We start from the raw sequence: 12,256 nt of genomic DNA, 5'->3' as shown, positions 1-12,256 counted from the left end.
CGCGTTGAACCTCACCCTACCCAGGATTCACTGGAGGAACAGTCTGCCGGAGCATGGACCATGCATCATCCGGCCCCGTTCTCCAGCCGCAGCACCCGCGGTGCGAGGGCGGCACTCAGCCAGGCCCCCAGCGGCGCGGTGGTCACGATGCTCAGCACCGCCACCGCCAGGATGATCTCACCGGGGCCGGTGGGCAGAGCGGCGGCCTGCATTGTCATCAGCGGCACGGCGCCGATGGCCGCCTGCACGGTGGCCTTGGGGAGGTAGGCCACGGTCACGAACAGGCGCTCGCCGGGGGTGAAGTCGCTGCGGGCCAGGCAGAGCAGGGTGCCGATCGAGCGCGCCAGCAGGCCGATGGCCAGCACCGCCAGCCCCGCCAGGCCGCTGCGCCAGGCCACCGCCACGTTCAGCTGGGCCCCCACCAGGGTGAACAGCACCAGCTCGGCGAACACCCAGATCGAGGCCAGCTTGGCGGCGATCGGATGGGCCAGGTCGTCGCGCAGCTCCAGGATCACCACCCCCAGGGCGATCGCCGCCACCAGGCCGGTGAACGGCACCAGGCCGTTGATGCGCTCCTGCAGGCGCAGCAGCAACAGCGACAGGGCCAGGATCAGCAGCACCTGGCGGTTGGCCTGGGGCCGGAAGCGGGCGATCCAGCGGATCAGCAGCCAGCCCAGACCGGCGCCGGCGGCGGCCCCCAGGGCCAGCCCCACCGGCAGCCGGATCAGCGCTGCAGGCACCCCCACCCCCTGCTGCACCAGCAGCCCCAGCAGCACGCCGTTCACCACGATCACCAGCACGTCGTCGAGGGAGGCGGCGGCCATCACCATCTGGGGAATGGCCCGCTCGGTGCCGCGCCTTTCCTCAATCAGGCGCAGAATCAGCGGCACCACCACAGCCGGCGACACCGCCGCGATCACGCTGCCCAGCAGAGCCGCTTCCAGCAGGCTCAGCCCCAGCAGCGGCTGGGCCACCAGGGTGATCATCAGGCCCTCACAGGTGGCCGGGATCCAGGCCAGCAGCAGCACCCGCCGGCCCACCGTCCTGAGGGTGCCGAGGTTGAGCCCGAAGCCCACCCGCAGCAGGATCACCACCAGGGCCATCTGGCGCAGCTCGGCGCTGAGGGCCAGCAGCCGGGGGTCGAGCAGGCCCAGGCCCGACTGGCCCAGCGCCACCCCCACCAGCAGCATGCCGATCAGGCCCGGCACCCCCAGCCGCCGGAACAGGCCGTCGGCCAGCAAGGCCAGGATCAGCAGCTCCGCCAGGCCGAACCAGCCCATGACTTCAGGCGGCCTTGGCGAGCTGGCTGGAGCAGGCCTGCAGGGCTGAGAGCCGATCCACCATGAAGGCCACGCCCCGGATCCGGTCCACTCCGAGGCGGTTGAGGCGCTCCACGGGCTGGCTGCGATCGGTCACGATGATCACCTGGCGCTGCTGGTCGCGGCAGTCGAAGCAGATCGTCTCGATCGCCAGGGCGGCCGTGACCCCCAGCAGGGGCACCGCGCTGAGATCGAGCACCAGGGTGTGGAAGTCATCCACGCTGGTGAGTTGCTGGGACAGGAACTTGCCGGCACCGAAACTCAGCGGGCCCGACAGCTCCAGCACCAGCACCTGCTTGCCGCAGCGGCGCAGCAGCTGGCGCTCCTCAGGGCTGAGGTCGTGGCCGGCCGCGGCCAGATCGGCCGCGCCCTGCAGCCGCCGCATCTGCTCCTGCTGCAGGTCGTTCTGGCGCTTGATCGTGAGGATGTTGGCCAGAAACACCCCCACCACCACGGCGGTGACCAGATCCCAGAACACCGTGAGGATCAGCACCAGCCACATCAGGCCCGTGGTCTTCCACGACAGCAGCGGCGCCCGGAAGATGAAGTTCCAGTCGATGATGTCCAGCCCCACCCGCAGCAGGATGCCGGCCAGCACCGCCTGGGGGATCGGGCTGGCCAGGGGACCCGCCCCAAGCGTGATCACCAGCAGCACCAGGGCATGGATCATGCCGGACAGGGGGGTGCGCCCCCCCGCCTGCACGTTGGTGACGGTGCGCATGGTGGCGCCCGCACCCGGCAGACCACCCACCAGACCGGCGGCGATGTTGCCGATGCCCTGACCGATCAGTTCCCTGTCGGAATCATGGTGGGTGCGGGTGATGTTGTCGGCCACCAGGGAGGTGAGCAGCGAATCGATCGCCCCCAGCACCGCCAGGGTGAGGGCGAAACCGGCCAGGGTGCGCAGGTCGGACAGGCCCAGGCGCGGGATCACCAGCCTGGGCAGACCGGCGGGCATGGCGCCCAGGCGCGGAATGGCGTCCTCGGGTATCACCACCACGGAGACCACCGTGACCAGCACAAGGGCCACCAGGGGCGCCGGCAGCACCGTGTTCCAGCGCCTGGGATAGAGCATCACCAGGGCGAAAGTGGCAACCCCCAGGGCCAGTGCGGTGGGATTGAGCTGGGCGAACGCCCCAGGAATCCCGGCCACGATCGTGGGAATCGGCCCGCTCAGGGTCACCCCGAACAGGGTGGGGATCTGCAGCACGATGATGATCACGCCGATCCCGCTCATGAAGCCGGAGATCACCGTGTAGGGCATCATCGTGATGTACTGGCCCAGCTTCATCAGGCCGAACAGCACCTGAAAGCCACCGGCCAGCACCACCACGGTGAAGGCCATCGCCAGCCCCCCCTCGGGGCCGTAACGCCCCACCAGCAGGGTCACCACGGCCGTCATGATCACGGTCATCGGCCCTGTGGGACCGCTCACCTGGCTGGGGGTGCCCCCGAACAGAGCCGCGAAGAAACCGAGGGTGACGGCCCCATAGAGGCCGGCGATGGCACCAGCCCCGGAGGCCACGCCGAAGGCCAGGGCCAGGGGCAGAGCAACAACGGCGGCCGTAAAGCCGCCGGTGAGGTCGCCCTTCCAGTTGCTGAACAGCGTGGCGGGCCGCAGGGAGATGAGGAACGTCACGCCTGAACCTCTGAGGAGGCGGGAACCGCACAGCGGGCGCCGAGCACGAACTCAGGTGTTTCGCTGATGCGATCGAACAGATCCCGGCATTCCCGATTGAGGTTCAACACCTCCACGCTGGAGCCGGCCCGCGATAGTTTGCGGATCACCTGATCAAGGGCACGCATGCCCGTCTGGTCCCAGACATGGGCATTGGCCATGTCGATGGTGACGCGAGCGGGATGAACGTGCTTCTTGAAGCCAGCCAGAAAATACACCGTGCTCACAAAGAAAAGCTGGCCACGAACGGTGTAATAAAGGTAGTGATCATCAAGCCAGGTGGCATCCACCGAAATCACCTTGGCCACCTTGCGGCTGAACAGAATGCCTGCCAGAGCCACCCCCACCAACACGGCGATTGCCAGGTTGCGGGTGAGCACGGCCAGCAGCAGCGTGAGCAGCATCACCGAGGTATCGCTCTTGGGAATCTTGCGCACCTTGAGGAACGAATCCCAGTTCACGGTACTGATCGACACCATGATCATCACCGCCACCAGGGCCGCCATGGGAATGCGAGCCAGCCAGCCGCTCAGGGAGATCACCAGGATCAGCAGTCCCACCCCGGCGGTGAGGGTGGAGAGACGGTGGCGACCGCCGGATTCGATGTTGATCACCGTCTGGCCGATCATCCCGGCACCGGCCATGCCGCCGAACAGGCCGGCGGTGATGTTGGCGATGCCCTGGGCCCGAGCCTCGGCCTCGTAGTCGGCATCCTCATCCACGAGGTCTTCCACCACGTTGGCGGTGAGGAACGACTGCAGCAGCCCCACCAGGGAAATCGCCAGGGCCGTGGGCAGGATGATGCCGAGGGTGTCGAAGGAGCCGAATACGGAGGGGATCTCAAACACCGGCAGGCTGCTGGGCAGATCACCGAGATCCCCCACCCGTGGCACCGGCAACTGCCACACCTCGGCGATCACGCTGATCGTCACGATCGCCACCAGGGTGGCGGGCACCAGCCTGGTGAGTCGGGGCAGGCCGTAGATGATCACCAGCCCCAGAGCCACCAGGCCCCACACCATCGGCCAGCTCACGGCCTCCACTCCCACCAGCTTCGATGGCGTGTCGCTGCCCAGGCGCCCGAAGCCCATCTGGGGGAGCTGGGCCTGGAAGATCAGCACCCCGATCGAATTCACGAAACCCACGGTCACCGCCCGGGGCACGAAACGCATCTGCTTGGCCAGTCGCAGAAGGCCCCAGATGATCTGGAAGATGCCGGCGAGAATGCAGGCGGCGAGAAGATGGGTGAGGCCATGGGACTGCACCAGGCCGCCCATCAGCAGGGCAACACCGGCTGTGCAGGCCGACACCATGCCTGGCCTCCCACCCAGAAGGGCGACCACGATCAGGATGCAGATCGAGCCGAACAGCCCCACCTGGGGGTCCACCCCAGCCACGATCGAGAAGGCGATGGCCTCGGGGATGATGCCGAGGGCCACCACGATGCCCGCGAGCAGCTCAGCGGGAATCGCACTGCGCCGGGGCACCAGTTGCAAGCCTTGAAACACAGATGGAAATGGCGGTTGGATCAGAAGCAGGGGTTGGCGAGAACGGACACCCAACCCAGCTCATCGGCACTGCAGCCTGATGGGGAATGCACGCCGCAGAAACCGCCAAACCGGGATCAACGACCCCAGGTGAACGCCTCAGCGATCCAGATACCTGGGATCAGATGGATGGTGCGGGGGTGATCCACACGCCTGGGCAGGGGCGACGCGGCGACGAAGCCGGGAAGCTATCGATGCAGAAAACAGGCCGGGAGCGGCGCCGTGTCTCGTGCGACGTGCCGGAGGCGATCAGGGTGGAGTCACGTGCATGCGCGCGAGCGTAGCAGTGCTGCCCGGCCCTTCAGGAACAGGGCCTAACCAACTCTTAAACAGTCCGCTACCAGCCCTTTGCCTGGTGCCCGGTCAGCCCCCATAGGTTGAGCGCAAATCCAGATCCAGATCGTCATGGTGTTCACACCGTCCCTGGAAGCCTCCTATCGGGACAGCTTCCGCGATCTGCTGGAGGCCAGCTTCGAGAAGCGCAGCCTCGTGCATCTCAACGCCGGCAGCAGTGTGCCCCTGCTCAAGCGCAGCGTGTGGATGGTGATCCGGGGGATGGTGAAACTGAGCGCCATCTCCCTGCAGGGCGATGAGCTGCTGCTCGGGCTGGCCGGGCCCAACGAACCCTTCGGTGAACCCCTCAGCAACGTGCAGGCCTATGAGGCCCGCACGTTGAATGACACCGACCTGCTCTGCCTGAGCTGCGAAGACCTGGCCGGTTCTCCCGATCTGGCCATCGCCCTGCTGCAGGGCATGGCGGCCCGCTACCGCCAGAGCGAGGCGATGCTGGCGCTCCTCGGCCTGCGCCGGATTGAGGAGCGGGTGCGTGGCTTCCTCGAATTGCTCGCCAACGACTACGGCCAGCCCTGCGAGCAGGGGCTGCGGCTCAACGTGAAGCTCACCCACCAGGAACTGGCCAGCGCTCTGAGCACCACCCGGGTCACGGTCACCCGGGTGCTCGGTGGCCTGCGCGAGGAGGGCTGGCTGCACATCGATTCCCAGCGCCGTCTGGTGATCGCCCATCAGCCGCTGCAGCGCCGATGAGCCAGCAGCAGCCCGCGCGGCTGCTGCTGGTTGATCCGAGCTCCCCTGCAGACACCTCCCTGGCCCCATCCCTCGAGGAGGGTGGTTTTGAACTGACGTGCTGCACTGAAGCGGAGGCCGTGGTCGCCCTGCAGGACCCCGATGTCTGGATCGATCTGGTGGTGGTGTGCAGCGACCTGAACGACGATCAGCTGCAGGCCTTGCGTGGCGCAGCCGGATCCGTGCCCCTGCTGCTGCTCGGCAGTCGGGACCCGGAGCGGGCCCTCAACGCCGGTGCCGATGACGTGCTGCGCCAGCCGTTCGGGCTGGCGGAGCTGCTGGCCCGCTGCCGGGCGCTCGTGCGCCGCCGCCAGCTGGCCATGCCGTGTCGCACCGTGCTGCGCTGCGGCCCGATCGAGATGGTGGTGGAGGAACACGAGGTGCGCTGCGGCGGCGAACGGATCAGGCTCTCGCCACGGGAATTCCGGCTGCTGCGCTTCCTGCTCGAGCACCAGCGCCGCATCTGGCCCCGCGAGGAGCTGCTGGTGCAGGTGTGGGGAGAGCTCGAGGGCCCCTCCCTCGATCCCAAGACCGTGGACGTGCACATCCACTGGCTGCGGCTCAAGCTCGAGAACGACCCCAGCAATCCCCGCCTGATCAGCACTGTGCGCGGCAGGGGGTATCGCCTTGGCTGATCCGCTGTTCTGGGGAGCGTCGCTGAGGCGACAGAATGGGGCGATGGAACCCAGGCTGCTGGTCGTCGAAGACGACGACACGATCCGCGAGACCATCAGCGACGCCCTGGCGCTTGAGGGGTTCACGGTCACCGCCTGCGGCAACGGCCGCGATGCCCTGCAGTCGATCCAGCGCGCCCCGGAGGGTGAGGGATTTTCCCTGGTGGTGCTCGATCTGATGCTGCCGGGGCTGGGCGGCCTCGACGTGTGCCGGCAACTGCGGGCGGCCGAGAACCACACCCCGATCCTGGTGGTGAGCGCCCGGGACAGCGAGACCGATCGGGTGCTGGGGCTGGAGGTGGGGGCCGACGACTACCTGATCAAGCCGTTCGGCATGCGCGAACTGGTGGCCCGCTGCCGGGCGCTGCTGCGCCGCACCAGCAACCCCACCGCCGCCAGCAAGGTGCTGGAGCACGCCAACCTGCGGCTCTTTCAGGATGAGTGCCGGGTCACCCGCGACGGCTATGAGGTGAACCTCTCCCCCAAGGAATACCGGCTGCTGGAGCTGTTCATGCAGCATCCCCGACGGGTGTGGAGCCGCGACAAGCTGCTTGAGCAGGTGTGGGGGGCCGATTACTTCGGCGACAGCAAGACCGTGGACGTGCACATCCGCTGGCTGCGGGAGAAGCTGGAGACAAGTCCCTCGGCGCCCCAGCACCTGATCACCGTGCGCGGCTTCGGCTACAGGTTTGGCTGACCTCCGCCAACCCTCGCCGCGGCGCTGGGCCCTCTGGCAGCGGCCCGAGCAGCCCGGCGACGGGGAATCCCCCGATGCCGTTCAGCTGCTCTGCTGGATCGATTCCTCCCCGGTGGGCTGGGTGCTGCTGGAGCCGGGCGGTGGGCTGCACCATCTCAACCCCAGGGCCGAGCGGATCCTGGGATTGAAGGCGGGCCGGCACCTCAAGGGCCGGCAGCTGGCCGACCTCTGCCCCGACCCCAACCTGCTCAGCTGCGTGGCCATGGCCCGGCGTCACGACCGGCCCCAGCGGCTGGAGTGGCAGTTCAACCACCAGGACTTCGACGTGATGGTGGTGCCCGCCCTCGGTGGCTGGATCGGCGTGCAGCTCCAGAGCCGCCGCTCCCTGGAGGCCCAGCTGGAGCAACAGGAGCGCTGGGTGAGCGATGTGGCCCACGAGCTCAAGACCCCGCTCACCGCCCTGCTGCTGGTGGGCGACAGCCTGGCGGCCCAGGTGACCCACCAGAACGCCCGGCTGGTGGAGCGGCTGCAGCGCGAACTGCTGCGCCTGCAGGAGCTGGTGAACGATCTGCTGGAGCTCTCGCGGCTGGAGAACACGGTGCCGGGGCGGGGCCTGAAGCTGGCGCCGGTGGGGCTGGGCCAGCTGGTGGACGAGGTGTGGGCGGGCCTGCGGCCCCTGGCGGAGCAGCGCGGCGTGCATCTGCAGATCCAGCACCCCGGGGAGATCACGGTGCAGGCTGACGCCTCACGCCTGCACCGGGCTCTGCTCAACCTGATCGACAACGCCCTGCGCTACAGCCCCGACGGCGCCGCCCTGGAAGTGGCGCTCTCCAGCCGGGGCGGCTGGTGTCAGCTGAGCGTGCGCGACCACGGTCCCGGCCTCAGCCGGGACGATCTCGAGCACATGTTCGAGCGCTTCTACCGGGGCGATCCGGCCCGGGCCCGCAGCCAGCGGACGGGCAGCGGCCTGGGCCTCTCGATCGTGCAACAGATCGCCGTGACCCACGGCGGACGGATCCAGGCCAGCAACCACCCTGAGGGCGGAGCCCTGATGGATCTGCTGTTGCCCACCGAGGGTCTCGGGATGTAGCGATCAGCCGGCGTGATCAGCCGGCGTAGTGGGGGTCAGCCAGCAGCGTGGGAGTTCTTCCCCGGAGGGGAAGAACAGGCTGGCCTTGGTGAGGGCCTGGGGATCCTGCAGCTCCTCACCGGCATGCATCCTCACCTCCACCTCTGTGGCAAAGGGATCGAACAACTGCTTGAGGTCGAGCACCTCCACCAGGCTGGAATCGTCGTCGTGGCGGGTTTTCAGAAACATGGCAGCCCCTCCTGAGGAGTTCTCCCTCCAGTGTGGATCTCAGCTCACCCGCACCTCCACCACGCGGCCGCCCATGCGACCCACCCGTTGCAGGGCTTCATTCATGCGGGTGAAGGGCACTCGGATCACGGTTTCGGCCGAACGCACGTAGGTGTTATCAGCCACGCCGGTGACGAGAATGGTCACCAGACGACCACTGGCGCCATCACTGCTGCGGGTGCCGGCCATCACCGGCAGGCCGCCCACCCGGTCGCGGCGGTCGCTGTTGAACACCGCCACGCTGGTGCCCAGCTCCCCGTCGTAGACGCCCGTGCCGATGGCGGAGCGGAAGAAGGCCGGCCCGGAGCTGGGTGGATTCACGGCGATCGGCTGGTTGGTGTGCACCACCTTGTTGAGGCGCGACTGCACCCCCAGGGCATCCCCCTTCACCGACGCGGCGGCGCCGCGGGCCAGCTGCATCAGCCAGGAGAACTGCCGGCCCTCATGACCTTTGGAGTAGTCCCAACCGTGGATGTAGGGCACCACATCCTGACCGAAGCGCTCCTGATACTCGTCGCTGTCGAGGTAGGAATCGATTTCAGAATCATAGCCCTGCTCCTGCAGGATCGTGAAGTGGTGGAGCATCTCGGCCTTGTTCTGAGGCGCCCGGCCCAGCAGATGCTTGAAGTTGAGCTCGATGAAGCGGTAGGGATTGCAGTTCTCGAAGAAGCGCTCTTTGTAGAGCCCGCTCTTGGCCACCTGGCGCACGAACTCCCGCACGGTCAGATCACCGTTGCGGAACAACGACTCCAGCCCATCAAGCCGCTCACTCTTCATCAGATACTGATGGCCCAGCACCTGCTGATACACAGCGCGGATGATGGTGTTGCGATCCTCACTGGAGGCGTGGGCCCAGTTTTCCTTGTCGCGATCGTTGGCGTAACGCTCAATGCCGAGCACGGGGGCTTTAACCAGGGCCAGTGGGGTGTGGTGGGTGGAGGGCTTGGGGTCGGGCAGGGAGAGCGGCCAACCGGCCGCCTGGCGAAGCTAAGGGCCAACTCAGCAAGCCTCCAACCAGGTTTCATTGAACGTTTCGCTTTCCATGAAGAGGCGTAAAGGAGCTGCGCAGGCAAGCAGCACAGCTAACTTGTTCACGGGTGCGCTCAGCAACGTCACTTCTGACGATTCAGCCTGAAGATTCAGTAGAAACACTCACCCCTTCAACCCTCCAGATCAACACCCACAGCTCAACCATGCATTTCTGGGCACCGGAGATCGACCCGTCCCATCCGATGGATTGCACCCAGGCGGAGCGCTACGCCATCCAGCGGCTGGACACTTCCGCCTACCTGGCCCTGCAGGGCAGCGACGAACACCTCAGTGACGTGAGCAGTCCCGAGCAGGCCTTCCTGTTCCACACCCATGAGGCGGCCCTGCGCGCGGCCCAGGAGCTCAACCAGAGCGGCCGCGGGCCGGTGGATGTGGTGAAGATCGAGTGGGAGCCGGCCCAGTCCTGAGCGCGTCAGGCGGCGTCCTTAGGCTGGAGCAACGCCCGGCGCACCGCGATGACCATCTATGCCGACAACAGCCTCAGCATCGGCCGCACCCCCCTGGTGCGCCTCCAGCGGGTGACCGAAGGCTGTGGGGCCCGGGTGCTGGCCAAGATCGAGGGCCGCAATCCCGCCTATTCGGTGAAGTGCCGCATCGGCGCGGCCATGATCTGGCGCGCCGAGCAGGACGGCCTGCTGGGGCCGGGAAAGGAGTTGATCGAGCCCACCAGCGGCAACACCGGGATTGCCCTCGCCTTCGTGGCCGCTTCGCGGGGCATTCCGCTCACGCTCACGATGCCGGAAACGATGAGCCTGGAGCGGCGCAAACTGCTCACCGCCTACGGCGCCCGCCTGGTGCTGACCGAGGGGCGTTTCGGCATGGCCGGTGCCATCGGCGCCGCCCGGGAACTGGCCACCTCCGACCCGGACCGCTACGTGCTGCTGCAGCAGTTCGCCAATCCCGCCAATCCCCAGATCCACCACGACACCACCGGGCCTGAGATCTGGACCGACACCGAGGGCCGGATCGACGTGCTGGTGGCGGGCGTGGGCACCGGCGGCACGATCACCGGGGTGAGCCGTTACATCAAGCACACCCTCGGCAAGCCCCTGGAATCGGTGGCGGTGGAGCCGGCCAACAGCCCGGTGATCAGCCAGACCCGCGCCGGCGAGGAGCTGCGCCCCGGGCCCCACAAGATCCAGGGCATCGGTGCCGGTTTCGTGCCCGCCAACCTCGACCTCGATCTGGTGGATCGGGTGGAAACCGTGAGCGACGCCGAGGCGGTGGCCATGGCCCGCCGGCTGATGAAGGAGGAGGGCATCCTGGCCGGCATCTCCTGCGGGGCCGCCACCACGGCCGCCCTGCGCCTGGCCGCCGAGCCGGAGTACGCGGACAAAACGATCGTGGTGGTGCTGCCCGATTCCGGCGAGCGCTACCTCAGCTCCGTGCTGTTTGAAGGAGTCTTCGACGAGCGTGGCCTGGCGCCGGTACCAGTGCCGCGCTGAGCGGTCCTGGGCTGAGCGGTTCCGGAAAGATCCGGTCACAACCCAGCGCTGAGCTGTCACATCCCAGCCGCAGTCTGGGGGGAGGATTGCACCCAGGAGCAACGGGCCAGCAGAGCACCGGCCCAGCGGGGTGCACCGCCTGCCCTGTGATGTCCCTCTCCCTCTCCCCGTATCCCCATGGTTGCCATGATTTCCCCAGCCCGATTCCGCCCCGGCCTCCTGCTGGCAGGTGCCCTGAGCATCGCCGCACTCGCTGGGACCACCGCTCTGCCAGGCCTGGCCGATAGCCCGGCCCGCCAGCAGCTCACCCCCGCCCAGGAGGCCCAGATCTTCCCGGAGCGCAAGGCCGCGCTGCTGCGCCATCAGCGCGAGCGGATTCAGTCTCTGCAGAGCAACGAGCGTTGCATCAAAGGCGCCGGTGACTCCGCCGCCCTGCGCAGCTGCATGGAGGAGGGGCGGCAGCAGAACAACGCCGAGCGCCAGAAGCATCGCAAGGCCATGGAAGAGATCTACTCCCGCGACGGCATCGCGGCGCCCATGGGCAGACAGGGCGGTGGCGGCTCGGGCAAGGGCCGCAAGGGCAATTGATCGGCCCGGCGTGAAGCCTGATGGCGACAACCTGGGCAGCCCTCGATGGGCTGCCTAGGTTGAAATCAGCACCTCGCCCCCTCAGGAGGACCCGCCATGCATACCCACGATCTGGAGAATCACGACAACCTCTACGCCGATGAAGTGGCGGCCGTGATCGGTGAAACCCCCGCTGATGCCCGAGCCCATGCCGCCTGGGCCTTCGCCGTGATCGCGGCGTTGGTGGTGGGCCTGGGGGTCGCCCTGAGCGTGCTCTGAAGCCGTTCTGCGCCCATGGGTCATAATGCGTAAACCGTCATAGTGCAGTTCTCGCATCGCCATGGGCGCGCCCACCAGCACTCAAGACCCGAGCCCAGACCCCAGCCCCGAGCTGCTGGAGGAGTTGAGCCAGTTCTTCCGCCTGCTCAGCGAGCCAGCCCGTCTGCAGCTCCTCTGTCACCTCAAGCAGGGCCCCCTTGATGTGGCCTCCCTGATCGAGGCCACCGGCTTTTCCCAGTCGCACATCAGCCGCCAGCTCGGCCAGCTGCAGCGCGCAGGCCTGGTGAGCTGCCGGCGTGAGGGTGTGCGCATGATCTACGCGGCCGACGACGAGCTGGTGCACGATCTCTGCGCTCTTGTGCAGTCACGCCTGAAGCAGCGCCTCGAAGCCCAGCTGCGTCAGCTCCAGGCCGCCTGACCTCCCCTCCTGCCCCCATGCCCATCCCCCGCCGGCGCTTTCTGGGACTGGCCGGCGCCGGCACGGCAGCACTGATCGCCACCGGCTGGTGGCGGAGCTCAGCGGCGGCCCAGCTGCCGCCGCGGGGCGACCTGCGCCTGGC

14 protein-coding genes are annotated in these 12,256 nt (G+C 67.6%); 9 read left to right on the top strand and 5 right to left on the bottom strand.

Translation table 11 applies throughout. From position 1 onward, the window contains the following. Window positions 1–65: 65 nt before the first annotated feature. The 3 genes from KBY96_RS11140 to KBY96_RS11130 are packed head-to-tail and all read right to left on the bottom strand — an operon-like array spanning window position 66 to window position 4,484. Window positions 66–1,280, bottom strand: a complete 1,215-nt coding sequence (locus KBY96_RS11140) for a cation:proton antiporter (protein ID WP_254979456.1) — start codon at window positions 1,278–1,280, stop codon at window positions 66–68. Between the two features lie 4 nt (window positions 1,281–1,284). Then, the gene (locus KBY96_RS11135; RefSeq protein WP_254979455.1) at window positions 1,285–2,958 is read right to left on the bottom strand and encodes a SulP family inorganic anion transporter; all 1,674 of its coding nucleotides are present in this window, start codon (window positions 2,956–2,958) and stop codon (window positions 1,285–1,287) included. Continuing rightward, complete coding sequence (locus KBY96_RS11130; RefSeq protein ID WP_254979454.1) at window positions 2,955–4,484, bottom strand: SulP family inorganic anion transporter; 1,530 nt, start codon at window positions 4,482–4,484, stop codon at window positions 2,955–2,957. Before KBY96_RS11130 ends, KBY96_RS11135 begins: the two co-directional genes overlap by 4 nt. Before the next feature lie 465 nt (window positions 4,485–4,949). On the opposite strand from KBY96_RS11130, the gene KBY96_RS11125 reads away from it, so the two are divergent. Genes KBY96_RS11125 through KBY96_RS11110 form a run of 4 tightly spaced genes read left to right on the top strand, consistent with a single transcriptional unit; the run spans window position 4,950 to window position 8,088 of the window. Then, the gene (locus KBY96_RS11125; RefSeq protein ID WP_254979453.1) at window positions 4,950–5,588 is read left to right on the top strand and encodes a Crp/Fnr family transcriptional regulator; all 639 of its coding nucleotides are present in this window, start codon (window positions 4,950–4,952) and stop codon (window positions 5,586–5,588) included. After that, on the top strand, window positions 5,585–6,262 hold the full coding sequence (locus tag KBY96_RS11120) for a response regulator transcription factor (protein ID WP_254979452.1): 678 nt from the start codon (window positions 5,585–5,587) through the stop codon (window positions 6,260–6,262). The genes KBY96_RS11125 and KBY96_RS11120 overlap by 4 nt, the downstream gene beginning before the upstream one ends. 43 nt (window positions 6,263–6,305) lie before the next feature. After that, window positions 6,306–6,998 carry a response regulator transcription factor gene (locus tag KBY96_RS11115; protein ID WP_254979548.1) on the top strand — a complete coding sequence of 231 codons (693 nt, stop codon included), beginning with the start codon at window positions 6,306–6,308 and terminating at the stop codon, window positions 6,996–6,998. Further along, the gene (locus KBY96_RS11110) at window positions 6,991–8,088 is read left to right on the top strand and encodes a cell wall metabolism sensor histidine kinase WalK (RefSeq protein WP_254979451.1); all 1,098 of its coding nucleotides are present in this window, start codon (window positions 6,991–6,993) and stop codon (window positions 8,086–8,088) included. Before KBY96_RS11115 ends, KBY96_RS11110 begins: the two co-directional genes overlap by 8 nt. A gap of 3 nt (window positions 8,089–8,091) precedes the next feature. On the opposite strand, the gene KBY96_RS11105 is transcribed toward KBY96_RS11110, so the two are convergent. Both KBY96_RS11105 and KBY96_RS11100 read right to left on the bottom strand, forming a co-directional pair. Beyond that, on the bottom strand, window positions 8,092–8,316 hold the full coding sequence (locus tag KBY96_RS11105) for an acetyltransferase (RefSeq protein ID WP_254979450.1): 225 nt from the start codon (window positions 8,314–8,316) through the stop codon (window positions 8,092–8,094). Between the two features lie 39 nt (window positions 8,317–8,355). Next, window positions 8,356–9,276: a phycobilisome rod-core linker polypeptide gene (locus KBY96_RS11100; protein ID WP_254979547.1), complete on the bottom strand. Its 921-nt coding sequence runs from the start codon at window positions 9,274–9,276 to the stop codon at window positions 8,356–8,358. Window positions 9,277–9,548: 272 nt separating this feature from the next. Here KBY96_RS11100 and KBY96_RS11095 point away from each other — a divergent pair, with 272 nt between their 5' ends. From KBY96_RS11095 to KBY96_RS11075, 5 genes are all read left to right on the top strand, one after another. Beyond that, entirely contained in the window at window positions 9,549–9,812 is a 264-nt protein-coding gene (locus tag KBY96_RS11095; RefSeq protein ID WP_254979448.1) for a hypothetical protein, read from the top strand. A 48-nt stretch (window positions 9,813–9,860) separates the two neighbouring features. Beyond that, entirely contained in the window at window positions 9,861–10,850 is a 990-nt protein-coding gene (cysK, locus tag KBY96_RS11090; RefSeq protein ID WP_254979447.1) for a cysteine synthase A, read from the top strand. A gap of 186 nt (window positions 10,851–11,036) precedes the next feature. Further along, window positions 11,037–11,438: a hypothetical protein gene (locus tag KBY96_RS11085; RefSeq protein ID WP_254979446.1), complete on the top strand. Its 402-nt coding sequence runs from the start codon at window positions 11,037–11,039 to the stop codon at window positions 11,436–11,438. A 96-nt stretch (window positions 11,439–11,534) separates the two neighbouring features. Further along, the gene (locus KBY96_RS11080) at window positions 11,535–11,696 is read left to right on the top strand and encodes a hypothetical protein (RefSeq protein ID WP_254979445.1); all 162 of its coding nucleotides are present in this window, start codon (window positions 11,535–11,537) and stop codon (window positions 11,694–11,696) included. Between the two features lie 61 nt (window positions 11,697–11,757). Further along, on the top strand, window positions 11,758–12,114 hold the full coding sequence (locus KBY96_RS11075; protein WP_254979444.1) for a helix-turn-helix transcriptional regulator: 357 nt from the start codon (window positions 11,758–11,760) through the stop codon (window positions 12,112–12,114). Window positions 12,115–12,256 lie beyond the last annotated feature (142 nt).

The sequence above is a fragment of the Cyanobium sp. ATX 6A2 genome (assembly GCF_024346355.1).
Classification (GTDB): domain Bacteria; phylum Cyanobacteriota; class Cyanobacteriia; order PCC-6307; family Cyanobiaceae; genus NIES-981.
Note: the sequence above shows the minus strand (reverse complement) of the source record. Positions and strands in the feature narration are given on the sequence as shown.